General features: G+C 60.7%; 24 protein-coding genes and 1 riboswitch. Of the genes, 20 read left to right on the top strand and 4 right to left on the bottom strand.

The features are described from left to right. Positions 1-244 precede the first annotated feature (244 nt). The 6 genes from ACSQ3L_RS14945 (at position 245) to ACSQ3L_RS14970 (ending at position 8,175) form a co-directional block, all read left to right on the top strand. Positions 245-913 carry a hypothetical protein gene (locus ACSQ3L_RS14945; protein ID WP_436160649.1) on the top strand — a complete coding sequence of 223 codons (669 nt, stop codon included), beginning with the start codon at positions 245-247 and terminating at the stop codon, positions 911-913. Between the two features lie 3 nt (positions 914-916). Continuing rightward, positions 917-1,450, top strand: coding sequence for a hypothetical protein (locus tag ACSQ3L_RS14950; RefSeq protein WP_436160650.1), 534 nt, complete (start codon positions 917-919; stop codon positions 1,448-1,450). Then, complete coding sequence (locus ACSQ3L_RS14955; RefSeq protein WP_436160651.1) at positions 1,451-2,053, top strand: hypothetical protein; 603 nt, start codon at positions 1,451-1,453, stop codon at positions 2,051-2,053. It begins immediately after the preceding gene. Then, on the top strand, positions 2,050-4,305 hold the full coding sequence (locus tag ACSQ3L_RS14960; protein WP_436160652.1) for a hypothetical protein: 2,256 nt from the start codon (positions 2,050-2,052) through the stop codon (positions 4,303-4,305). The genes ACSQ3L_RS14955 and ACSQ3L_RS14960 overlap by 4 nt, the downstream gene beginning before the upstream one ends. Positions 4,306-4,563: 258 nt before the next feature. Continuing rightward, the gene (locus ACSQ3L_RS14965) at positions 4,564-6,858 is read left to right on the top strand and encodes a hypothetical protein (RefSeq protein WP_436160653.1); all 2,295 of its coding nucleotides are present in this window, start codon (positions 4,564-4,566) and stop codon (positions 6,856-6,858) included. A 30-nt stretch (positions 6,859-6,888) separates the two neighbouring features. Then, positions 6,889-8,175: a hypothetical protein gene (locus tag ACSQ3L_RS14970; protein WP_436160654.1), complete on the top strand. Its 1,287-nt coding sequence runs from the start codon at positions 6,889-6,891 to the stop codon at positions 8,173-8,175. A gap of 16 nt (positions 8,176-8,191) precedes the next feature. Here ACSQ3L_RS14970 and ACSQ3L_RS14975 read toward each other — a convergent pair whose 3' ends face one another. After that, positions 8,192-8,902: an FkbM family methyltransferase gene (locus ACSQ3L_RS14975; protein WP_436160655.1), complete on the bottom strand. Its 711-nt coding sequence runs from the start codon at positions 8,900-8,902 to the stop codon at positions 8,192-8,194. A 220-nt stretch (positions 8,903-9,122) separates the two neighbouring features. On the opposite strand from ACSQ3L_RS14975, the gene ACSQ3L_RS14980 reads away from it, so the two are divergent. The 4 genes from ACSQ3L_RS14980 to ACSQ3L_RS14995 all read left to right on the top strand — a co-directional run bounded on the left by ACSQ3L_RS14980 (position 9,123) and on the right by ACSQ3L_RS14995 (position 10,881). After that, a complete protein-coding gene (locus ACSQ3L_RS14980) occupies positions 9,123-9,941 on the top strand; it encodes a glycoside hydrolase family 108 protein (protein ID WP_436160656.1) in 819 nt (272 codons plus the stop codon). Further along, positions 9,941-10,159: a hypothetical protein gene (locus ACSQ3L_RS14985; protein WP_292644274.1), complete on the top strand. Its 219-nt coding sequence runs from the start codon at positions 9,941-9,943 to the stop codon at positions 10,157-10,159. The genes ACSQ3L_RS14980 and ACSQ3L_RS14985 overlap by 1 nt, the downstream gene beginning before the upstream one ends. A gap of 1 nt (position 10,160) precedes the next feature. Continuing rightward, positions 10,161-10,388, top strand: coding sequence for a hypothetical protein (locus tag ACSQ3L_RS14990; protein ID WP_436160657.1), 228 nt, complete (start codon positions 10,161-10,163; stop codon positions 10,386-10,388). A 169-nt stretch (positions 10,389-10,557) separates the two neighbouring features. Further along, the gene (locus ACSQ3L_RS14995; protein ID WP_436160658.1) at positions 10,558-10,881 is read left to right on the top strand and encodes a hypothetical protein; all 324 of its coding nucleotides are present in this window, start codon (positions 10,558-10,560) and stop codon (positions 10,879-10,881) included. Positions 10,882-11,014: 133 nt separating this feature from the next. Here the strand turns inward: ACSQ3L_RS14995 and ACSQ3L_RS15000 are convergent, their stop codons facing one another. Further along, complete coding sequence (locus ACSQ3L_RS15000; protein ID WP_436160659.1) at positions 11,015-11,722, bottom strand: hypothetical protein; 708 nt, start codon at positions 11,720-11,722, stop codon at positions 11,015-11,017. 278 nt (positions 11,723-12,000) lie between these two features. On the opposite strand from ACSQ3L_RS15000, the gene ACSQ3L_RS15005 reads away from it, so the two are divergent. Beyond that, positions 12,001-13,569, top strand: a complete 1,569-nt coding sequence (locus tag ACSQ3L_RS15005; RefSeq protein ID WP_436160660.1) for a glycosyltransferase family 39 protein — start codon at positions 12,001-12,003, stop codon at positions 13,567-13,569. Positions 13,570-13,651: 82 nt separating this feature from the next. Continuing rightward, on the top strand, positions 13,652-14,170 hold the full coding sequence (gene msrA / locus ACSQ3L_RS15010) for a peptide-methionine (S)-S-oxide reductase MsrA (protein WP_436160661.1): 519 nt from the start codon (positions 13,652-13,654) through the stop codon (positions 14,168-14,170). Positions 14,171-14,239: 69 nt separating this feature from the next. Here the strand turns inward: msrA and ACSQ3L_RS15015 are convergent, their stop codons facing one another. Next, positions 14,240-15,343: a nucleotidyltransferase family protein gene (locus ACSQ3L_RS15015; RefSeq protein WP_436160662.1), complete on the bottom strand. Its 1,104-nt coding sequence runs from the start codon at positions 15,341-15,343 to the stop codon at positions 14,240-14,242. 228 nt (positions 15,344-15,571) lie between these two features. Then, a complete protein-coding gene (locus ACSQ3L_RS15020; RefSeq protein WP_436160663.1) occupies positions 15,572-15,901 on the bottom strand; it encodes a hypothetical protein in 330 nt (109 codons plus the stop codon). A gap of 196 nt (positions 15,902-16,097) precedes the next feature. Then, a riboswitch (TPP riboswitch) is annotated at positions 16,098-16,211 on the top strand. On the opposite strand from ACSQ3L_RS15020, the gene ACSQ3L_RS15025 reads away from it, so the two are divergent. From ACSQ3L_RS15025 to ACSQ3L_RS15060, 8 genes are all read left to right on the top strand, one after another. Further along, entirely contained in the window at positions 16,202-16,810 is a 609-nt protein-coding gene (locus tag ACSQ3L_RS15025) for a YkoF family thiamine/hydroxymethylpyrimidine-binding protein (protein ID WP_436160664.1), read from the top strand. (Overlaps the previous riboswitch by 10 nt.) 38 nt (positions 16,811-16,848) lie before the next feature. Continuing rightward, complete coding sequence (locus ACSQ3L_RS15030) at positions 16,849-17,664, top strand: ABC transporter permease (protein ID WP_436160665.1); 816 nt, start codon at positions 16,849-16,851, stop codon at positions 17,662-17,664. Beyond that, entirely contained in the window at positions 17,661-18,425 is a 765-nt protein-coding gene (locus ACSQ3L_RS15035) for an ABC transporter ATP-binding protein (RefSeq protein WP_436160666.1), read from the top strand. The genes ACSQ3L_RS15030 and ACSQ3L_RS15035 overlap by 4 nt, the downstream gene beginning before the upstream one ends. Then, positions 18,422-19,441 (top strand): ABC transporter substrate-binding protein, encoded by a 1,020-nt coding sequence (locus tag ACSQ3L_RS15040; RefSeq protein WP_436160667.1) that lies wholly within the window; start codon positions 18,422-18,424, stop codon positions 19,439-19,441. Before ACSQ3L_RS15035 ends, ACSQ3L_RS15040 begins: the two co-directional genes overlap by 4 nt. Before the next feature lie 387 nt (positions 19,442-19,828). Beyond that, positions 19,829-20,524 (top strand): methyltransferase family protein, encoded by a 696-nt coding sequence (locus ACSQ3L_RS15045; RefSeq protein WP_436160668.1) that lies wholly within the window; start codon positions 19,829-19,831, stop codon positions 20,522-20,524. A 225-nt stretch (positions 20,525-20,749) separates the two neighbouring features. Beyond that, positions 20,750-20,914: a DUF3309 family protein gene (locus tag ACSQ3L_RS15050; RefSeq protein WP_091581271.1), complete on the top strand. Its 165-nt coding sequence runs from the start codon at positions 20,750-20,752 to the stop codon at positions 20,912-20,914. Between the two features lie 278 nt (positions 20,915-21,192). Then, a complete protein-coding gene (locus tag ACSQ3L_RS15055; protein WP_436160669.1) occupies positions 21,193-21,366 on the top strand; it encodes a hypothetical protein in 174 nt (57 codons plus the stop codon). An 18-nt stretch (positions 21,367-21,384) separates the two neighbouring features. Then, a complete protein-coding gene (locus tag ACSQ3L_RS15060) occupies positions 21,385-21,699 on the top strand; it encodes a pyridoxamine 5'-phosphate oxidase family protein (RefSeq protein ID WP_436160670.1) in 315 nt (104 codons plus the stop codon). Positions 21,700-21,857 lie beyond the last annotated feature (158 nt).

A 21,857-nucleotide genomic window follows, 5' to 3' on the forward strand; every position in this document is an offset into this window, starting at 1 on the left:
GCCGATCTCCCCCCAAGTGGGGGAGATGGCCGGCAAGCCAGAGGGAGGCGCTGTCCCGCCGGCATTTTAACTTAGCGTCTTTGCGCCAACTCTCTGCCGAACGCACTCTAGGCATCAGATGAACGCAAGTCAGGCAAGGCCGCGATCCGTCGCGCCCCTCTCTGCCCTGCCGGGCATCTCCCCCACACGGGGGGAGATCGGCAGCTTCGCCAACCGCTCATAGCCTCTCCAAAAAGGACCCCCAATGACATCCCTCCATGCCGAAATCCTCGGCATGGCGCGGACGGCTGCCGACTTCGCCGCCGTCATCGCCTTGCTCGACACCGACCTCAACGACACGATCACCCGCAGAACCGAACTGGCGCAAGCCGAGGACCGCGCGGTCTTCGGCGATGGTGACCTGGCCGCCGCGCGTGCGGCGCTTGACGACTGCAACGACCAGATAGCGCTGCTGGAAAAGATCATCGTCGCTGCCGGCAAATGCCGTGCGGAGGCCGCTCGCAGCGAAGCGCGAGCCGACATCGCCGCGCTTGGCGACGAGATCAAGGCCAAAGCTGCCGTGCTAGGTGAGCGTTGGCGCAGCGCCCGCCGGCTGGTCGAACTGCTGCGCCAGGAGCTGTTCGAGGCCGACACGCTCGCTCGCGCCATTGCCACCGCCAACGGCCTGTTCGACGCCGCCGGCGTCACCGAGCTGAAGGTGAACCTGACCACTACCCGCCGCACCGCCATGGCCGGCCCGCGTGCCGCCCCGCCGGCGCGCCTCAGCCGGCCGGCGCGGCAGGCCGACAGGCTGCTTCTGTCGTTCCTCACCCCGGGCGGCGCGCTCGACCCGCGTCCGGCGCTCGGCGCGCCGGTCGACGGGGTCAAAAGCAAATTCATTCCCGCAAGCACCCCCTTGGGCGAACGAGGCTGAACCATGTGCACACTTGCCCTTCTTGGGCTGGCAGGGACCGCCCTGTCGGCCGGTGGCGCGCTGGTCGAAGGCCAGCAATCAAAGCAGATGGCCGACTATCAGGCCAAGGCCTACGGGCAGCAGGCGCGGGCCGAAGCGCAAAGTGCTGCCTTCGAGCAGAGCCAGGAGCGCCACAAGCAGGATCTCCTGCAAAGCCAGGCGCGCGCGCAGGCCGGCGCCTCGGGCGTCGGCATAACAGGCTCGCCTACCGAGGTGCTGGCCGCCAATGCCAGGCAGGGCCAGCTTGATCTCGACGCGATCCAGTACGGCTCGAAACTGCGCCAGAACAATCTCAATACGCAAGCCGCCCTCTCGCGCTTCTCAGGCAAGCAGGCGGTGACGGCGTCGATCTTCAACGCCGGCAACGCGCTCGTTGGCGGCCTCTCCAAAATCCAGGACCCGACGAAGGCACCGAGCGCCATTGCCGGCACGGTGCCGAAGCGGTCGGTGATCTTCGGCGGTTCGGCCCTCAGGGCTTCGTGGGCGGGGAACAGCTAGATGGCGACCATACCGCTCCACATAGCGCAGCGCCGGCTCGATACCGGAAACGCGCCGCAATACCCGCAGGGCTCGCCGATCGGCGGCGCCATGCAAGGGCTGGGCGACAAATTCTCGGCCATCGCCGAACGCTACCAGCAGATGAAAGAGCGGCAGGAAGCGTTCGACGCCGAGATCGCGCGCCGCCGCTTCAACAGCCGGCTCGCGCAAGCGGAAGACGAGGTGGCGGCGAACGCGCCGGCCGACGGTGCCGGCATGCACGATGCGATGTATGGCCAGGTCGACCCGCGCACCGGCCAGGTGGTCGAAACAGGCCTGTTCGACGAAGCCCTGATTGATATGCCCGAGAGCCAGCGCGCCAATTTCTCTGGGCAAAAGGAGGCGATGCGCGCTGTGCGCGCGCGGCCCATGGCACAGCGGCAACAGACGCGCCGCGACGGCTATGAGCTGGCGCAGGTCGACACGGCGCTCAAGACCAGCGCCATCGCCATCGGCAACGCCAGCCCCGACGATCCCGTCACCTTCGAAGCAGCCCGCCAGGAGGGGATCTACCTTATCGACAAGATGGGGGGCTCGACCCAGGGATCAGACAACAGAAGGTGAAGGATTGGTTCGGCACTGCGGCCAAGACGCGGTTCGAGGCGCTGATCGCCAAGGATCCGAAACGCGCGCTTGAGATGTTTGGCGTCAGGACGCCGGCCTCCGGCAGCGATGTCTCCGGCGATCGCCCCGGCAAGAAAACACCTGATGAAACCGTGGCGCGGGCGTTTGAGGACCGTGCTCCGTCGCCCGATCCGATTGCGACCAAGCCGGCAGCCGACCATCTCGCCGACCTATCTCCAGATGACGTTGAGCGACTGATCGGCCAGGCACACGCCGCGACCACGGCCCAACTGATCGAGGCGCGCACCACCATCACCCTGGCTTCGCAGAACGCCCCGGACGCAATCGCCAATACGGGCAGCTATTCCGGCAAGATGCCCAGCCCCGCCGACTTCGCCGCCGTTTATGGCGCTGAGGAGGGCGGCAATCGGCACCAGAACTTCAGCTTGAAGATGGATGTCGGCCGTCAGGCCTTCGGCATGCGGACCATGCCCAACCAGGCGATCCACGCAGCGCTGCGCGACGCGGAGCCTGGGCCGGTCAGCTCCAACGAAGAGGAGACACGGTATCGGGTTACGGCTGCCGCCGCGCTCAAGACCCTGGACATGAGGCGGGCGGACCCTGCTGGCTACGTCCGCGAGGTCTTCCCCAATGTCGACGCCGCGTGGAAGGCAACAACGAGCCCGGATGGCAAGTCGGAGACCGGCAATCCGGAGGCGTACAAATGGGCCATCGCCGTCTCTGTCGCAGCCCAGAGGCAACTGGGCATCGAGACCCCTCAACCTCTGCCGAAGGCCGTTGTCCAAAGCATAGCTGACACCTTCGGCGACAAAAATATGCCGCAGGCTGGGAAGGGCATCATCCTGCGTGATCTTCTGGCAGCAGCGCCCGATCCGGGTGTCCGCCAGGCCTTATCTCAGCAGTTGGATCAAGCTGGCCTTTCTCGGTCGGCCCAAGTCGACCCGATCGTCACAACTGCGACAGGACAGCCTCCGTCAGCGCCGCCTGGCGAAGCACGGTCTGCATTTCAACGAACTGCGGAGGACTTCGGCGATTATCTGAGCGAGGGTTTCGAGGCCCTGGGCCGAGTCCCGCATGACATTGGGCTGGGTCTCCAGGATCTGCGCGATTCCCCTTGGGGCTTCCTTGAACAACTGCCGGTTACCCCCGGCTCGGGGGCGGTTGTCGACGGGCGCTTAGCGTTAGAGGCAGTCGGCGAAGCCGTTGCAAAAGGCTTGGCCATAGTCCGCGGCGGGACGGGCAAGTTTGCCAAGCCGCTGGAGCTCGCTGCCAACGGTTCGCACGCCGCATCAGACCTTTCGGCTAAGGGGGCGGTGGCTCGCCAGGCCGTCGACGCGGAGTCTCGAGCAATAAATGCCGCAAAAGAGGCCGCTTATCGCTTGAGCACAGCTGCGAAGCCCGACAAGGCTGAGCTTCTTGAAATAATAAAGTCAATCGCGAGAGACCCCTCGAAGATAAAGTATGCGGGAGCATCGTTTGGCAAGGCTCTCTCAAAAAATTACCGCAAAACGTTTCTCGACGCGAACCCGAAACTGGAGGGTGAAGTTGTGGTCCACCACGCGGCTGAGCAGCAAATCTTGAACAGACATCTCGGGCTCGTGACCGAAGAGGAGATGCACTCGCTTCAGAATCTGCGTGGAATTCCTAAGAGCTTGGACAACCTCTTGCACAATAAAATTTTTCGATTCGAGTGGGACGAATTTTATGCGTCGCATCCTCAGCCCACTCGTCAGCAGGTGCTGGACTACGTGACTTATATCGACAAAAAAATACGGACATCTGTTCAACCCTCCAATAGGTGGATAATGCAGTATTTCTATATCAGACCTGATGTGGCTGGTGGGCTTGGCAGAAACACCGTTTTGGACCCCAGTGTTCATCCTCCGATCGTGACCAAGCTCCACTACGTGGTAGAGGGCTGGACCGGTGATGTGCTCGTTTCGACATTCCCGTGTTACCTCGTCACCGAGGAGACCCAGCGCGCACTGCAGGACATAGGCTTTTCAGGTGCGACGTTCGCCGAAGCCGAAGTGACGACATCCGAAGAGTTTCATGAATATCAACCTGGGCAGGAACTTCCACCATTCGTCTGGTTGAAAGTGAATGGGAAGGCTGGCCGCGACGACTTCGGTATCGCAGCGAACTATCGCCTCGTCATCTCGAAACGCATTCTCGATCTGCTGGAATCACTGGGAATACCGTTTGCCGTGGTCGAGCCCTACGAACAGTGACGGGAACGTGTTTTGAATTATGGAGACAGATCATTTTTCGTCGTTCTTACCAACGTGATCAAAAATTATCTTTCAGAAATTATTTCATCCGACTCGCCGAAGCCGAATTACGGTGACAGTGCACGAATTACGGTGACAGTGCACTTTTATCGGTCGCGCCTATCTGACTGGAGTTAACCTCCGGACGCGCCCACGCCCCAAAATCAGACCCTTTTCACAGCCTCGCTTTCGCGGGGCTTTTTTCATGGAGCAAGCCTTATGGCCCGACCTGCAACTGCCGCCGTTCGCCTGCTGACCGGCGAGCGCGAACCCGTGCGCCTGGCAACGACGGCGAACCTAGAGACGATCATCATCGACGGCGTCGCCTGGATCCAGGGGCTCAAAGTCGTCGACGGCGTCCAAACCGCGACCGGCGACCGGGTGCTGGTCAAGGACCAGGCCGACGCCAGGCTGAACGGCATCTACACGACATCGGAAGGCTACTGGTACCGCGCCGCCGACGCGCGAGCGGGACGCACCATGCAGAAGGGGACGACGGTGCATGTGCAGCAGGGCACCGCGAACGCAAACACGGTGTTTGCGTTCCAGACCGACAACCCGCGGATCGGCACCGATGACATCGTGCTCAGCTTTTATCTGTCGGATGACATTCTTGGTATCCTGTCTGGTATCTTGACCACCATCCTAGATCCGCAATTCGCGACCAAGGCGGCGGCAGAAACCTATTCGCCGGCGATCGCGCCGGATTACATCCGGACTGCCGGCTACTCGCAGGTCGGCGACGGCCAAGCCCTTTACAAAAAGAATGGCACCACGTTGGCTGGCGGGGGCGGTCTGGCGATCACGCTGAGAAGTGGAGCGAGAGCCGGCTTCGACATCGTCAATGCACCGAGGTCGAAGGAGATCAACATTCGCGCGGCCGGCGCCGATACGGGGGCCGGCAACAACAGGACCGCGATTGTCAATGCCATAGCGGCGGCCGGACAGGGCCGGCTGATCATTCCGGCCGGCACATTTTCGCTGGCCGGCAACATTGACATTCCGCAGGGCCTGACGGTCGAGTTTGACGACAAGGCCCTTCTACAGCGCACCGAGGACGTTACACACCTTTTCAACCTGAAGGGCGACAACCGGATCATCACCCCAAAAGTCAACGGCTCCTGGGATCATGTCGGGGCTGCGAACGGCTTTGGCGTGTTCAACATTAGCGGCATTTCCGGCGTCATGATCGAGCATGGCACTATAACCGGCACGCAAGGTGACCACTATCGAATTGCCGATTCCAATTGGATCTATATCGACGGTGCCAGGGGCGACACCGCGCGCAATATCGTTACCATCAACGATGACTTCGCCGGCACCAGCCATGTGTTCGTCAGCCGCGCCAGGGTAAGTGCTTATCTGAACGGCTTCAATGCAGAGAGCGATGACGACTGGCCGGTGAGCGATATTGAGGTGGATATAGACTGGGCACAGCTTGGTGGTATTCAGCTTGGCTCCGCCGTAGCCTTCACGCGCAGCGTTTCGCCTGCTGGGTCGGTGCTGAAATACAAGTGCCTTCGCATCACCGCGAAGTCTAGGGGCGGTCTTTACGGTTTGGTGTTGCGAGGAGCCAGGGACATCGAGGTGCGTAGTTTGGTGACGGAAGGCGTGCAACAGGGCATTCGAGCCGGTACCGGTCATCACATTGAAGATCTTCGCTTGCTGTCGTTTGACATCCAAGCGACGCATCAGGGCATCTATATCGAAACCCCAGCCGGGCAACAGATTTCGCGCGGCGTCAGGATTGGCGATGGCCGCATCTTCGGATTTACCCAAGCCAATGCCCACGGCATCTTTAGCGCGGCGGACGAGACAAATGTGTCGACCGACACTCTTGTCGACATGGGTGGCGCGACTGGGTCCATCGGCGTTCGATTGAATGGGGATATGTCGCAAACCCATGCCAGCATTGCGGATGCACGATCCTCTTACGTCGCCCTGTCGACGCTATCGAACGAACGGCAAAAGGCAACGGGCGGTCTCTTCAAGGCAACGTCAGGCAATGTCGTCAACGATGTGAAAATCAGCGGATCGTCACCGAACGTTGAGGTGCGCGACAACACCTACTCCGGTACAGCGACGGGCAAGCCAACCGATGACGGGTCGCACATAGCGTTGGTTGAAGGAAACCGCGGCGGCGACTTTTTCAAGGGCTATAAATCGACGCCGGATGCGACGCCGGCTCTCGTCGTCTTCGAAGCGGGAAATAGCTTTGTTCCGATCAGACCAGGGCAAGGCGCGAAATTCATTGTCGATGTCGCCGTCCGCCGGACGGATGGCTCATCTTCAACCAGCGCTGGCTATGTGTTCGCCGGCGTGATCCGCAACACGGGTGGAACCCTGGCGATTGAAGGAGCAATCACTAAAACGGTGATCGGCGAATATGCAACCGACGCCACCTCGCTCGACGCTTCCGTCGCCGCCGGGACTTCCGGAATTGAGGTGACCGTCACAGGCGTCGCAGCAAAAACCTACGGCTGGAATGTGATTGTGCGGCTTCAAGAGGTTTGAGACAATGGGGAATCTCTAAGAGGTTGGGCGATGATATTTCTGCTGTGGGCAACGGTCATCGCGACTGCATTATTCCTATTGGTGAGGTATCCCACGATTTCTGCTGTCTGGGTCGGTTTCGTTGGTCTGCTCGCCTATAGCATCCCGGCACTACTGGGCATTACTCGCCCGGTTCTTACAGGTCAAATGTCCGCCTACTACGCTCCCACATCCGATGCAGCCACACTTGTCATGGCTATTGCCTGGGTGGGGTTTGCCGCGGCATTGTTTGTTGCAGATGCAAGCGGCTCGACTCAACGGACACCGACATATCACGCATTACCTCATCCGATTTACCTCAATCGGTTCTTCTTGGCAGCGATCCTCGTTTTGGTTATTTGCTACGTTTCTTTGGCATATAAATCAGTTCAGCTTGCGTGGTTTCTTGATACGCGTGTGGAATTGAGTTCTTATATCGGGATTGATTGGCTTATCTGGAAATGGAGCATCGCCTTCGGCTTCCTGATTGCTTGGTATTTTCAGATTATTTGGGCGCAAGCTGTCTTCTCAGTTTTGTTTTTCGTGATCATCATAGGGGCCGATCGGACGACGCCGGTAATAACGCTGGTCGCTACGGCCATGGCAATAAAATGGGGCCAGCCAATATCAAAGGCGGCTTTCTCATGGATGTCCCTGTTTGCAATCAGCGCAGTCTTGGCGGTGATTTTCTATGCAAAACCTTTTTATGTTTCCTTGAAAACAGGCCAAGCGCTTTCTGATATGCTGGCGTCGCGGGACGCAATGTCGATGCAAGCTGCATTTGAAGCTTTTGGAACACATGAACTGCTTGAAAAGGTTGTGAACCTGAACGTTTCCTATACTCTTGGGAGTACGATGCGCGACAGCTTAGCGCAATTTCTGTTGGTGCCATCGTATTTCGGCTTCGGTAGCGGCGGCTTTAATCAACTGCTTCAGGAGCAGGTTTTCTCCCAAGCGACGTATGGGCTTGCGTCTAATTTTTGGGCGCACTGGTGGGCGGTTGGTGGCCCATTTGGCGTGCTAGCGGGAGGTTTCATTTATGGCGGCAGCATTCTGTTGTTGAACAATTGGATCATTCGCAGCAAAGGCATGGCATTCTTCCTGTTCCTCCTGGCGGCAGCGACGATCGGCGTATACGCGCATAGAAACAGCCCTGAAAATGTTCTCGCGCTTATCCGACCGATCATTGTCGTGTTCTTCACAATCCAGGCGGTGGCTTATGTGATGACCTTGCAACTACGATCCCGCCGGATGATTCCAGTTAGAGATAGCCGTTCGCCTATGCCACGTCGGCGTTGATCTCCGCGAAGTGGTATCACTGTGTCTTTATAAACGCGATTGTTCCCCCAGTTCGACCAAACTCTAAAAATCCACGCTTGGTTATGTTTCGCTCCAACTCCAGCGCCTCCGTGTGGCCGGTCAATTTCGGGTGGAACTCGATGATGAGCTTTTCAAATGGTTCAAAATGGTTCGGCGGTATGGTCGTTTCGGCGCCTTCGATATCCATGATCAAGACATTTGGCTTGAACGGAAGGTCTGAGACGATTGTTGGGATAGAGAGCATAGGTACAGTGAGCCGGTCAGCTTCGTTGTCTCGGCGCAATGCGCTGGACGACCAGAAGTTCTTGCTGACACCGAAGCTGATGGTGCCGTCGGACGGACCTATAGCAACGGTCTTGAGAACAGGCAGATTGATCCCGTTGAGGCGAAAATTCTTCCTCATGGATGCCTCCAGGCGAGGGTTCGCCTCGACCATGCAGTAGTCTTCGATCCCGATTTCGATCATGCAGTTCAGTGCCATGAAGCCGATCGCACTGCCAGCCTCGAGAATCTTGTCGTGGGGGGTCAGAAAGCGCGAAGCCAGGGCCGCATCTTGATCCTCGTAGCCTCTGGCCATGATGTATCGCATGCGACGGGAGACGCCGTCCAAAGACAGGGTGATGTTCCGGACAGTCACCGTTGTTTTGCCGATGGTAAGAAATTCAAAGCCAAGATCGCGAATATTTCGGACGGCTTCCAAGATCATCTTGGTTCCTTGCAAGCTGGACTCAGCAGCCCAAATCTAAACTCACTCGTCCAGCCGCTGGCAATGTATGCGGCGCGAAATTCACGGTTCCCCGGTTTTCGCGCTGCCTTTACCGGCTTCAAACTTGCCTTGACCACGGCATAAGCATTGCTCTGCACCTTCGACGTTGTCCGTCATCCTTCCCCCTCACGATTTGCGCCCTGACCAGAACACCACGGCCATGCCCACCAGTATGGCTGCGCCAATCAATGCCATGATCCGCCAGTCCATCCCCAGTCCTGGCCGGGACGTGAGCAAATTGAACCATCGTCTCCATCCTCCCAGCCTAGCAAAAACCAATCTGAAAGGAACTAACATGGACCGCAACTTCGCGCGGGCGCTTGCGCTCGTTCTCAAATCGGAAGGCGGGTGGTCGGACAATCCAGCCGATCCCGGTGGCGCCACGATGAAGGGCGTCACTCTCGCCAACTTCCGCCGCTACGTGCAGGCAAACGCCACCAAGGATGATCTCCGCAAGATATCGGATGCGCAGACTGCGACCGTGTACAGGCGGTTCTATTGGGATGCCGTGGCCGGCGCCGAGTTGCCCGATGGCGTCGATTATGCCGTCTTTGACTTCGCGGTCAATTCCGGCCCAGGTCGCGCGGCCAAGTATTTGCAGGCGGCATGTAGCGTGACACAGGACGGCAAGATTGGCCCGGCAACCCTCGCGGCAGTCCGGGCTAAGCCGGCCGGCGTCATCATCGACACGCTCTGCGATGAACGCTTGTCCTTTCTGAAACGCCTCCCGACGTGGGGCACGTTCGGCCGTGGCTGGTCCGACCGTGTGAAGTCGGTGCGATCCCAAGCGCTGCTGATGAGCACTGCACCGGCACCAATCGTCGTCCAGCCATCGGCGCCGATCTCGGCGCCGCCGCCAAACACCGGAAAATCCGGGGTTTCAAAACCGGCCGCTGCCGCGGGCTTCCTCGTCCTCATCTTCGGTGCGCTCGCGGCCTTCCGGCATCACGTCACCGGTTTTTTCGGGGGACTCTTCTGATGAAATGGTTCAACACCAACGCGCTGCACAATCTTCTCAACACGCTGATCGCCATCATCTGCGGTGGCGCGCTCGCCGGCTTCGACTGGACGATGTTCGGGGTGAGCGACCGCACCGCGCTTCAGATCAGCGGCGCCATTGCCCTTGCCAAGATCATTATCAACGCCGTGCGTGACGGGCCACGCGGCATGGTCGCGCCGCCGGCCAAGGAGACATGAGATGGGAACGCTCGCATTGCTTGGCCAGGTCTGGCCGTATCTCCTTGCAGCGGCTGCCGCGCTTGCCGGTCTCTGGACGGCCTATGCCAGGGGCAAGGCAAACCAGAAGGCGAGGCAGGATGCCGCCGACGCCGCGGCGCGCACCGAAGCGCAGAAGATCGACGACGCCGTCGCCGGACGGGCGCCGGATGACAACAGGGGGAGGCTGGGCAAGTGGTCAAGATCGTAGCGCTTTCGTTCCTGTTGGCCGGTTGCGCCACATCAGGCGGTTCGTTCTGCGCGGTCGGGCATCCTATCCGGCCGGCAAAGGCTGAAGTCGCCGCGCTCTCGAACAGTTCGGTAGCAGTGATCCTGGCCCACAATGAAAAGGGCCAGAAGCTCTGTGGATGGAGGCCGTGATGCATGATCTTTTCGACCTGCTCGGCATCAAGGGACCGGTGGTCGCGGCCGGCCTCGCCGGCGGTGTCCTGCGCGCCCTGTCGCGGCATCGCTACAAATTACGCGAAATGGTGGCTTCGCCGATCTGCGGCGCGCTTGCCGCGGCTTACCTGACGCTGCCGGCGGTGTCTTACGCCAGGATCACCGGCCTGCCGATGCCCGATCCCGCCGACGACACCACCACGCTGGCCGCCGCCTTCCTGATAGGCGTCTGCGCCATGTGGATATCGGACGTCCTGTTCGAGTTTGTGGTGCGGAGATTCAGGCACGCGCCGGAGGAGTAGCTGCTGTCTGGGGCCGGCAGCTGCTTGGTGGAATTGCCGAGGGCACGTTTCGAGCGGCATTCGACCCATCGAAGACAACCCAAAATAGCCCGCTCCGGTTCGCCGGGCGGGCTATTCCTGCGTTCTGGCCTGATCAAGCAAGGATATTGACCGCGCGGGCCGCGACCAGCGCGATGGTCAGCAGCGAAATCATGGCTTCCGCCATCATCAACAGCTTGGCGCGTTGGCTGAGTGGCAGCGTATCGGTCGGAGAGAAGGCCGTCGCATTGGTGAAGGCGAGGAAGAAATAGTCGACGAAGCCGGGCAGCCAATTGCGAACCTCACGGTCGTTCAGCGTCATCTGCGCGAACAGGAAATCGGCCTGGGCGAGCTTGACGAGACCGCAGGTCGGCGGCCCGCCGCGGTCGGTGCTCCAGAACCACAAGGCAAAGACGATGACGTTGGTGACCCAGATGTTGAGTGCGTCGATCAGCAGCGTCGTGCCGCTGTTGCCGGCATGGCCCTCCAGCAAGGCTCGCACCAGCAAGACCAGCGAGCCGCAATTCATGACGCTGATGATGGCGGTCATGGTCAGCGCCGTTCTGCGGATCATGACGCGAAACTGGCCGATCGCATGCCACTCGTGATCCTCGACCGCCTTTCGGGTGGCGGCCTGTGTCCAGGCCGTGGCCACCGACAAGGGGAGCAGCAGGGCGGCCTCAAGCGCCGGCGCCAGCCAGCGCGGCCCGAATGAGAGGTTGTTGATGACCAGAAGCTGCAGGCAGATGACGACGAGAACGGCCGCACGCGCCATCCAGAAGTCGAGCGCACGGTAGTGAATGACGGCGTGGTGGTGACGCATTTTTCAATCCTGGATGCTCGTTGGTGGGTGGCCGGGGACCTGGTCAGGTGTAGACGACGCCTGTCGCGATCGCGGCTAATGCGCCCCGCCTGGCATGTTCGGGTGCCGCAGGAGGGCGTTTTCCATTGCTGTTTTGCTTGCAAGTGAGGGGAGAAGCAGCATAGTGAGGCGAAACTCCGCCTCAATCTTGGTTTTGCGATGGTCGCTCAAGTATACATTTTCGTAAGCTTTGAGTTCTGGGCTGTTCGAAAAACCGTCCGATGTGATTTATCCAGCGCATGACGCGAATCGATGAACCCGTGAACGGCTGGCTGCCGGTCGGCAGCTCTGTTCCAGACGACTGGCGCCAGTCGTCGATCTGGTCGGGTCTGACCCGTTATCCGGAAGCTGTTCTGGCCCTTTTATGCCTGACGCAGATCCTGTGCTGGACCGTGGCGCCCGCGCTTGTCGACGTGTCACCGCCCAACGATGTCGTCGAAGGCTTCATGTGGGGCCGCGAATGGGTGCTTCTGACCTACAAGCATCCACAGCTTCCCGGATGGCTGCTCGAGACCAGCCATCTTCTGACCGGATCGTTCCGCTGGCCGCAATATCTCGTGGCCCAGCTAACGATCTCGGCGACCTTCATCTTCGTCTACCTGCTGGCCCGCGACATGCTCGGAAAAACCCGCGCGCTGGCCGCCGTGCTTTTGATGCCGTCGCTCTATTTCTTTGGCTGGCCGACCCCGCAGTTCAATCACGACTACGCGCAGATGCCATTCTGGGCCGCGATCTGCTGGCTGCTGTGGCGTGCGGGCCGTGGCGGTGGGCCAGGCTGGTGGCTGGCGCTCGGGCTGGTGTCGGGCGTCGGGCTCTATGCCAAGTTTTCCACCGGGCTGCTGTTGCTGTTCGGCGCGATCTGGCTGCTGTCGGACACGCGGGCACGCAGTCGGCTCGCCACGCCCTGGCCATGGCTTGGGCTGGCGGTTTTCGTCGCCGTCGCAGCGCCACTGGCCGTCGAGCTCTACCGTATCGATTTCCTGCCGCTGACCTATGCCGCCTGGCGCGATCAGTGGGTCCTGGCCCACCGCTCCCGCTTTTATTATATCGGCGTCCAGATGGCCGGGCTCTGCGGCTTTCTTCTGGTGCTGGCGATATCAGGGCTGCTGCGGCGCTCGCCCCCGCCGCAAGAGCCCCTCGGGCGCGGTATCCTCGTCTATCTCTTGTGGATGGGGCTCGGTCCGGCGGTCCTCATCATGGCGGCGTCCCTGTTCGCAGGTACAGGTGAGGCCTGGGGCGCGCCGATGTACAATCTTGCCGGCGTTGTGGCGCTCGCCTTCCTGGGCCATCGCCTCGGCGCCGTCGAGATGCGAAAGCTGGCGATCTGCGCGCTCATCTGCATTGTCGGCATATCCGGTGCCTATGCGGGCATCCGCTGGACGAAATGCAATCTGCGCGGGCGCATGGACGCCGTCTGCTGGCCGGCGCAAAAGATCTCGGATGAGGCAGAGGCCGTCTGGCACGCTGCGACGCCCGATCGGCTCGACATCGTTGGCGGCCATGCCCTTATTGGGCCGCTGGCGGGCCTCAATGCCTATGACAAGCCGTCGATCTTCACCGAACTGAACATGCAGTACGCCCCCTGGATCACCAAGGAGCGGCTGCGCGAGCACGGCATATTGCTGGTCTGGCCTGGGCGCGATGTGCCATCTTATCTGCAGGCGTGGGTGGGCGACATCCCAGTCAAAACCGTTCTTTTCGACTGGTCGCTCAAGGCATCGCCGGTGGCGATCAGCTTCGCCGCCATTCCGCCTGGCGCGCGGCAGTTGCCGGGTGTGATCGACAGCCTCGCACCACCGAGCAATTGAAGCAGGTTCGTCGGCCCGCTGGACGAAGCAGGTGACCATGCCCATTTATGGGCAGACCAACTTGCTTTTGAGGAGACGTGATATGGCGACTTCGACCGAACGCGCAGTCCTTGCCGGGGGCTGCTTCTGGGGGATGCAGGACTTGATACGGCGCTATCCCGGCATCATCTCCACACGTGTCGGCTACAGCGGCGGCGACGTGCCCAACGCCACCTATCGCAATCATGGCAGCCATGCCGAAGCCATCGAGATCAATTTCGATCCGGCCATCATAAGCTATCGCACGCTGCTGGAACGCTTTTTCCAGATCCACGATCCGACGACCCGCAACCGCCAGGGCAACGATGTCGGGATGAGCTATCGCTCCGCGATCTATTACACCAGCGACGAACAGAAGCGCGTCGCCGAGGACACCATCGCCGATGTCGATGCCTCAGGTCTGTGGCCGGGCAAGGTCGTCACCGAAGTGGAACCGGCGGGTCCTTTCTGGGAAGCCGAGCCCGAACACCAGGACTATCTGGAGAAATATCCCAACGGCTACACCTGCCATTTCGTCAGGCCAGGCTGGAAGCTGCCGGTCCGCGAGAAGGCCGTTTCGTAGATTCTGCGATTTCGCCATGCATTGCTGCTCGACGGGATCGTCGAGCAGTTTCATCGCATTCCAAACCCCTCAGTCAGTGCGCCTTGTCGCCTCGGTGAAGCCGTCGAGCTTTTCACCAATGTCCGAAAGCGCCCTTCGAACGATAGTCTCGACCGCGTCTTGCCGATCGGGATCGAGCAAACGAAGGCCTCGTTGGATTACACCGCGCCAGTTGGCGCCGCGATTCCATGCTTCGGCAAACACCAGGGCGAGATCATCTTGCCGGCGGGCGGTTGCCATCGCCTCGACAAGCAAGCTTGCCTGAAGAATATCCTTTTCCCGTTTTGCGGTGCCGTTTGCATTCTCCTGGCGAAGGGAGGCGACAATCAGTTTGTGGACAGCATATCGCCCGGGTGAGGGGACCAGCACCGGGACCCCTGATCGATGCAACAAGACGGTTCTTACGGGTTCGCGGATGAGAAAATCCAGGTATCGCAAAGGCTGCGCCGATGCGCCGCCCAGCGACGGCATCGCGCTCGCGTGGTCAGCGTGGTCGTCGCTACCCCGGTTTGGGGTCAGGAATTCGACCTTGTACCGGGAAGCGTTTTCGAACTGGGTCGTGCGAGTGGCATCCGCTCTATGAGGAATCTCGCGAAACGAAGGATCGATATCGCGCAGCACATCCATGATCGGCGGCAGACTGTCGTTCACCTCTACCGAAACCGAGTGAAATTGAGCAAAGTCGGCATCGCCTGTCTGCAGCGCCCCGCCGGGTAGCCTAACGCCCAGATATCCGGCATAGGTCTGGAAGGCGACGGTGCCGACCAGGACACCCCGCAGGCGGAAAAATCCGGCCTTGCCAAGAACTTCAACGACATCACCGGTAAATTTTTCCGGCTCCGTCAACCCAGCCTCGCGTACAAGCGTCGATACCAGCTTGCGACGAGCCTTTAGGTCGCTCTTGATTTCCTTGAAGGCGGCGACGCGTTTTGCGATCTCGGGATCGTCGGCCGGCCCGACATATCGTCTTGTGGTCTTCGGCCTGGTTTCCTCGAAATACCAGTAGTCGCGGCCTTTTACGGGAACCCGCACGAAATTGCCTGCCGTCGAGAAGTCGGTTTGGAACGAGGCATCCAGGCTTCGTTGCACGAGTTCCGCGAACAGGGTGCGATATGCGATGTCGATCGATTTCATGACGGCGTCCGACGTCTTTAGGTTATAAGAAATTTGCAATTTCCTTATAACTGCGCGCCTTGCCGCCGAATTTCAAGGCGGTTATAAGAGAAATGCGAAAACCTTATAATCGCCTGATCCGAACATTTCGACCAACCGCTGTGTCAGACGCGGTCCGGCGGTTGACGATGCGCCAAGAACCCGCGCGCAGCATTCGCTCCGCAGGTTCTCACTCCGATTGGCGTCAACTTACTTACCGCAATGGTTGTCGTTGACTGTCGGCGAAGCCGTGCCCGGCGAGGTGCCGTTGGCATCTGGCTGTGCGCCCTGCGGACTGGCCGGGCAGTTTCGATCCGCGTTGGAATTCATGTCGTCGGGCATGCCGGTCGTGCTGTTGGTGATGCCCGGATCCACAGTGTCCGGCACGATCGTATTCGGCGAAGCCGGGGTTTGTGGGTCGACCGTCACCGACCGGCCGCTGCCACCTCCATTCGTGCCGTTATCGCCAGCGCTTTGCGCCATGGCTGATGCGGCCAGACCAATGGTGAGAGCCGAAGCTGCGAGGATTTTCATGAACATGGTTTGTCTCCATTTTCTGTGAACTCGTCGCTCGTTTTTATGAAGGTGATCGCATCGCGACTGTGGAGACAACCGGTCGCGGCAGTGAAGGTTCCCGATAGAATTCCACCCAAGCAGCGCCCTGCCTGGCGCAATGCTTTTGGCGCAGTGCGCTGAAAAAACGGCTTCCACTTCAGCTCGAATGGTGCTTTAACCCGCGCATCCACAGGGGTGCTCCGTACGGTCGGGGCTGAGACGGGGGCGGCAAGCCCACAGACCCTAGAAGCTGATCTGGGTAATACCAGCGGAGCGAGGCGGGCGATGTTTTCAGGCGCACAGATTTCCCTATATCCCATGGCCGACGATTTCGTCGGCGTCATTATTGGCGCGCTCGGCGCGCTCGATCCGTACCGCGACAAGCTCAGGATCGAGACCGACGACATCTCGACCTTGCTGGTCGGGCCGCCGGAAGTGCTGTTTCCCGCCATGCGCGACCTCTTCGTGGCGGCAGCCCGCAGCGGCGAACATTGCGTGTTGTCGGCCACCATCTCGCGCGGCTGCCCGGGCGAGCCGGATGATCCGATCTGCCGCTCCGATGCGTTTGGCGGACCGGTCGGGCCACTCGGCCCGCGCAAGGATGCGGCGGTCGCGGCAGTGCGCAGTGCTGATGCCACCGGCCAACCGGCGGCAGCGCAATTCTCGCTCTATGTGATGGGTACCGACGACCACATGGACGAGATTTACGGCTGCATCGACTTTCTCAAGCAGTCCGGCGTCTATGAGCGCTCGAAGCATTTCTGCACGAAATTGCGTGGCGATGCCGGCGCGGTCTTTTCGGCGCTGGACGAGGCTTTCTGCCGCTTCGGACCAGGCGCCGGTCACGTAACCCTAGACGTCACGGTCTCGGCCAACAGCCCGTCGGCTGTCTGAAACTGCCGCCGCGTCGGCGGCCGTCAAAGGTTATTTCCGTGATCTCATCATCAGCCGCTTCGCGCCCGATCGCGAGCCTTCTTGTCAGGGCAGGGCCGGCCATGGTCTCGGTCGGGTTGCTCCTGCTGGCGTGGGAGCTTTATGCCACCTATTCCGGCATTAAGCCGACGATACTGCCGGCGCCGTCGCGTGTCTTCGAGCAAGCGATGCTCAATCGCGAGGCGCTGGCCGACAACGCCATTCCCACTATCCGCGCCACGCTGCTTGGCTTTGCCTGTTCGCTCAGCGCCGCCTTTGCGCTGTCGATGCTGGTCGACTTCTTCCAGCCGCTACGGCGTGCGCTGTTTCCCGTCTTCATTGTCAGCCAGACCTTGCCGCTGGTGGCGATTGCGCCGCTGGTGGTGCTGTGGTTCGGCTTCGGACTGGCGCCCAAGATCATGCTGGTGGCGCTGGTCACCTTCTTTCCGATGCTGGTCGCACTGGTCGAGGGTTACGAGTCGACCGAGGCCGAGATCGGCCAGATGCTGCGCGCCATGGGAGCAGGGCGCTGGCGCATCTTCATGTTGGCGCGGCTGCCTTCGGCGCTGCCTTACTTCTTCGCTGGCCTGAGGATTTCCATCACTTATGCCGTGGTTGGCGCCATCTTCGCGGAATATGCGGGTGCGGCGAAGGGGCTGGGCATCTACATGCTCAACGCCAAGAACAATTTTCGGCCCGATCTGGTGCTAGCCGCCGTCGGTGTCAGCGCCGCGCTGACACTTGTCCTTTTTGGGCTGACGGTGCTGCTGCAGCGCCAAGCTATGCCCTGGGAGCGCGCCGGCAAGGCAATCGCAGTGAAGAGGCCACGGCTATGAGCCGGCTCGAGCTGCGGCATGTGCGCAAGGCGTTCGGTGGGCTCGACGTGCTGGCCGATATTTCGCTGACTGTCGGCGCCGGTGAATTCGTCTCGATCCTTGGACCCTCGGGTGCCGGCAAGTCGACGCTGTTCCAGCTTCTGACCGGCGCCGAGCATGGCGAGGGCGAGATGTTGTTCGACGGCGCGCCGCTCGATGACCACGGCAAGCACTTCGCCTTCATGCCGCAACGCGACGCGCTGATGCCGTGGCGGCGCGTCCTCGACAACACGGCGCTCGGGCTCGAAGTGCAAGGCATAAGGCGCAAGGCGGCGCGGGCGCGCGTCGCGCCACTGTTTGCCGAATTCGGGCTTGCCGGCTTCGAGCGGCATTTTCCCGCACAGCTTTCGGGCGGCATGCGCCAGCGCGCGGCCTTGCTGCGCACCGTGGTGCAGGAGCGCGACATGCTCCTGCTCGACGAGCCGTTCGGCGCGCTCGATGCACTGACCCGCACCGCCATGCAGCGCTGGCTTGAACAGATGTGGCGGCACCACCGCTGGACGGCGCTGCTGATCACCCATGATGTGCGCGAAGCCGTGTTCCTGTCCGACCGCATCTACGTGCTGTCCGCGCGCCCGGCCCGCATCGTCCGTGAAATCAAGGTGCCGCTGCCGCGCCCGCGCAGCCTTGGCGGCGAAGCCGCACGGCAGGCAAGCGCGCTCGAGGCCGAAATCCTCGACATCATCCTCAACCCCAACCCATCCAAAAGGACACAATCATGACTGACTTGACGCGCCGGCAGGCCTTGTTGCTGACCCTTGCCACAGGCCTTCCGCTCGTTGCCGGATCGGGGCGAGCCCAAGCACAATCGGCACAAAAGGTCACCGTTGCCCTCGACTGGACGGTCAACACCAACCACATCGGACTGTTCGTCGCCCGCGACAAGGGCTTCTATCGCGAGGCCGGGCTCGAGGTCGACATCCTGCCTTACAGCGATACCGGTGCGGGCACGTTGGTTGCAAATCGCGTCGCCGATTTCGGCATCAACGGCACCATCAGCCTGTTCACCCAGAGAACCGCCGGAGCGGACCTGAAGGGCGTCTATGCGGTGGTGCAATCCGAAACCGGCCGCGTGGTCTTCAATGCGGCACGCAGCGAGATCGTAAGCCCGAGAAACCTCGACGGCCTGACCTATGGCGGATTCGGCAGCGCCTGGGAAAACGCTCTGATATCGACCATCATCCGCCATGATGGCGGCAAGGGCAATTTCGAGACGGTGACGCTCGGCACCTCAGCCTATGAGGCGCTGGCCAATGGTTCGGTCGATTTCACGCTCGAAGTCTCGACCTGGGAGGGTGTCGAAGCCGAGCTCAAGGGCGTCAAACAACGCAGCTTCGTCTATGCCGATTACGGCGTGCCTGACGAGCACACGACACTGATCTCTTCGAGCGAAGCCTATCTCCAGGCAAACCCCAAGCCCGCGGCCGCCTTCGTCCAGGCGACACAGCGCGGCTACCAGTTCGCCGTCGACCGACCCGATGAGGCGGCAGCCCTGTTGATCGCGGCGAACAAGGATGCGCTGACCAATCCGGCGCTGATCCACACCTCGCTGAAGGCGTTGATCGACGGCCACTATCTGCGCAGCCAAAGCGGTGCCATCGGCATCATGGATCCGGCCAAGATGGAGGCGATCGGCGATTATCTCTTCGCTTCCGGCATTCTGCGCGATGCCGATGGCAAAGTTCTAACGCAACGGCCTGATTTCGCGCGGTATTTCAGCAATTTGACTCTGGGGTAGGGAGCTAATGGCTTCTCGAACCTCGGGGAAATGGCTGGCCAGTCAAAGAGGCTCACGGGCAGCGACAGATCAACTAATTCCGGGCGATCTCATAGAGCAGAGTGGTTCTGACGTGTCGCCCGGGTTCACCCTGCAGCGACAGGGCGACTGCGTCTGGCTCCATCGGCGATGGCCCCACCACAGCCCGCCTTGCGGAACCGGGCCACGCCGCGGTCCCATAGGCAAAGGGGTTCTTGCGGTCGAGGCAAGCATAAATGGAACGCAGCCACTCTGCATCGCTCTGCTTTCGGCTTGCGATGCGTTTCGGACGTTTAATGCTGATCCGATCTTGTTGATTAACTGCCCGGCAATGGTTGCGTGCAATGGTCGCCCTGAGGGATCATCGGGGTGCTTGCCTTGCTCATATCAAAAAGCGAAACCCTTTCGCACGGCAACGGCGCCAGGATTTTGTCGGCAGCGCGAAAGCGCGAGATTCTGGTCGATTTGCGGGAAGGGTTTTTTCGGATCTGCGCGCTGGCCTTCGCGGGCATGTTCGTCTACAGCGGCATACATCACCTGATGCTCGATCCGACCCGCATCAATGTCGCACTGGTGGCGATTTCCGAGATACTAACCTTTACCTGGCTGCTTCTGTCCCGGCGGCCCCAGGTTCGTGACTGGAACCCGCTCACGGTGGTTGTCTCCGTGGTCGCCAGCTTCGGTGTCGGCTTCATCGATCTGGAGCCGGGCGCGGCCATCGTTCCGGTCTATGTCGCAGCACCGCTGCAGGCCCTGGCGTTAGGCTTTGTGATCTGGGGAAAGATATCGTTGGGGCGTTCGTTCGCCATCCTGCCGGGCAATCGCGGTGTGATGACCGGCGGTGCCTACCGCCTGGTGCGGCATCCGATCTATGCCGGCTATCTTGCCGGCCATGTCCTGTTCCTGCTGTCGGCCTTTTCCTTCTACAATCTCGCCGTCTACGCCGTGATCACCTTCTTCCAGGTGCATCGCATCCTGCGCGAAGAGGCGCTGCTGGCCGCCACGCCAGAATACCGGGACTATATGAAGCGCGTCCATTACAGGCTGTACTACGGCATCGTCTGACGACAGGGCGCCCAACCCTAATACCGGGCTGGGCCGCCGGTTGCATTTGCGAGCGATGGCAAGCTTTCCGCGCTATGCAGGTTTCCGGATTTTCTGCGGAAAGGCCGGGCGGCGTCGCTCGCCGGGCGGAACGCTAATGCTTTGAAAGCGTTCACATCCCCAGCAACATCCGAATAGCGCGATGTTCAAACCGGCGCGTCAGCGCCTACAGGAGCGGGAAAAGCCATGAGCCTAGGAACCATTCTCATCATTATCCTCATCATTGCGCTGCTTGGCGGCTTCAGCGGCCTCGGCGGCGGCCCCTTTTATGGCACAGGCTATTATGGCGGCGGGGGCCTCGGGCTCGTGCTGCTCATCATCATCGTGCTTGTCGTGCTTGGGCGGATCTAGCCGCGCTGCTCAATTGACGCCGGGTCGATCGCAATCTCGTGACCGCGTCAGTGCCTGTCGCGCACCGGAATGTGATGTGTGCAGGCCTGCTTGTGATCCGGCTCGTTTCGAAATTTTTGTAACGTGATCGCGGTCCACACCCCCCGTGGAAACAAGAGGAGAGGGTCCCGCCCCTTGTCCTCCTCCAAGGCCCGCTCCGGTTCACCGTAGCGGGCTTTTGCTTGACGGGCGAGGGAACCGGTCTGTGTCGATACCGTTGAGTTACGGAAGGCTCCCTAATGCCCCCGACGCTGCGGACAACACTCTGCGAAATTCGCGATGATCTTCACGTCCTGCGGCGGATGGTGGCGGCTCGCGGTCATATCGAGACCATCCAGGGAATCGATGCACTGATTGGCGTGGCAGAAGCAGAGGCCATCAAGATCATCCGCTGCATCGACCGCCGTGCCTGACCAGAAAGAAGGATCACGATGAACGTCAAGGAGATGACGCGGCTGGACTGCATCGCCCTGCTGAAGGCGCAAAGGCTTGGCCGCCTGGCCTGTGTGCGCGAGCACAGGCCCTATGTGGTGCCGATCCATTTTGCCTTCGGTGGTGACGCCATTTTCAGCTTCTCGCTTCCCGGCAGGAAGGTCGAGTGGATGCAGGCCAATCCCCACGTCTGTCTTCAGGTGGATGACGTCGGTGGTATCAATGGTTGGAGGAGCGTCGTCGTGGACGGCCTTTCGAGGAGCTGCCCAAAGGACTGGATCTGGACGGCAGCGCCTCCGGCGTCGAAAGAATGATTGCTCCCTTCGACAGTGATCGCAAATTTGCCTGGTCGCTTCTGGCAAGGCATGCGAACTGGTGGGAACCGGGAGCCCTGAAGCCAGGCGACGCCGCGACAGTTTCGGGCAGCCATCTTTTCTATCAGATCAGGATCGAGGCGATATCCGGAAGGCAG

The sequence above is a fragment of the Mesorhizobium sp. LjRoot246 genome, from assembly GCF_964254115.1.
In the GTDB taxonomy this organism is placed as follows: Bacteria; Pseudomonadota; Alphaproteobacteria; order Rhizobiales; family Rhizobiaceae; genus Mesorhizobium.

Bases quoted from the DNA above. Each gene is read 5' to 3' on its own strand.
- ACSQ3L_RS14985 (WP_292644274.1), top strand. From the start codon at position 9,941: ATGAAATGGTTCAACACCAACGCGCTGCACAATCTTCTCAACACGCTG.
- ACSQ3L_RS15035 (WP_436160666.1), top strand. From the start codon at position 17,661: ATGAGCCGGCTCGAGCTGCGGCATGTGCGCAAGGCGTTCGGTGGGCTC.
- ACSQ3L_RS14970 (WP_436160654.1), top strand. From the start codon at position 6,889: ATGATATTTCTGCTGTGGGCAACGGTCATCGCGACTGCATTATTCCTA.
- ACSQ3L_RS14965 (WP_436160653.1), top strand. From the start codon at position 4,564: ATGGCCCGACCTGCAACTGCCGCCGTTCGCCTGCTGACCGGCGAGCGC.
- ACSQ3L_RS14995 (WP_436160658.1), top strand. From the start codon at position 10,558: ATGCATGATCTTTTCGACCTGCTCGGCATCAAGGGACCGGTGGTCGCG.
- ACSQ3L_RS14975 (WP_436160655.1), bottom strand. From the start codon at position 8,902: ATGATCTTGGAAGCCGTCCGAAATATTCGCGATCTTGGCTTTGAATTT.
- ACSQ3L_RS14980 (WP_436160656.1), top strand. From the start codon at position 9,123: ATGCCCACCAGTATGGCTGCGCCAATCAATGCCATGATCCGCCAGTCC.
- ACSQ3L_RS15050 (WP_091581271.1), top strand. From the start codon at position 20,750: ATGAGCCTAGGAACCATTCTCATCATTATCCTCATCATTGCGCTGCTT.
- ACSQ3L_RS14950 (WP_436160650.1), top strand. From the start codon at position 917: ATGTGCACACTTGCCCTTCTTGGGCTGGCAGGGACCGCCCTGTCGGCC.
- ACSQ3L_RS14990 (WP_436160657.1), top strand. From the start codon at position 10,161: ATGGGAACGCTCGCATTGCTTGGCCAGGTCTGGCCGTATCTCCTTGCA.
- msrA (WP_436160661.1), top strand. From the start codon at position 13,652: ATGGCGACTTCGACCGAACGCGCAGTCCTTGCCGGGGGCTGCTTCTGG.
- ACSQ3L_RS15040 (WP_436160667.1), top strand. From the start codon at position 18,422: ATGACTGACTTGACGCGCCGGCAGGCCTTGTTGCTGACCCTTGCCACA.
- ACSQ3L_RS15000 (WP_436160659.1), bottom strand. From the start codon at position 11,722: ATGCGTCACCACCACGCCGTCATTCACTACCGTGCGCTCGACTTCTGG.
- ACSQ3L_RS14945 (WP_436160649.1), top strand. From the start codon at position 245: ATGACATCCCTCCATGCCGAAATCCTCGGCATGGCGCGGACGGCTGCC.
- ACSQ3L_RS15005 (WP_436160660.1), top strand. From the start codon at position 12,001: ATGACGCGAATCGATGAACCCGTGAACGGCTGGCTGCCGGTCGGCAGC.
- ACSQ3L_RS14955 (WP_436160651.1), top strand. From the start codon at position 1,451: ATGGCGACCATACCGCTCCACATAGCGCAGCGCCGGCTCGATACCGGA.
- ACSQ3L_RS15015 (WP_436160662.1), bottom strand. From the start codon at position 15,343: ATGAAATCGATCGACATCGCATATCGCACCCTGTTCGCGGAACTCGTG.
- ACSQ3L_RS15025 (WP_436160664.1), top strand. From the start codon at position 16,202: ATGTTTTCAGGCGCACAGATTTCCCTATATCCCATGGCCGACGATTTC.
- ACSQ3L_RS15020 (WP_436160663.1), bottom strand. From the start codon at position 15,901: ATGTTCATGAAAATCCTCGCAGCTTCGGCTCTCACCATTGGTCTGGCC.
- ACSQ3L_RS15055 (WP_436160669.1), top strand. From the start codon at position 21,193: ATGCCCCCGACGCTGCGGACAACACTCTGCGAAATTCGCGATGATCTT.
- ACSQ3L_RS15060 (WP_436160670.1), top strand. From the start codon at position 21,385: ATGAACGTCAAGGAGATGACGCGGCTGGACTGCATCGCCCTGCTGAAG.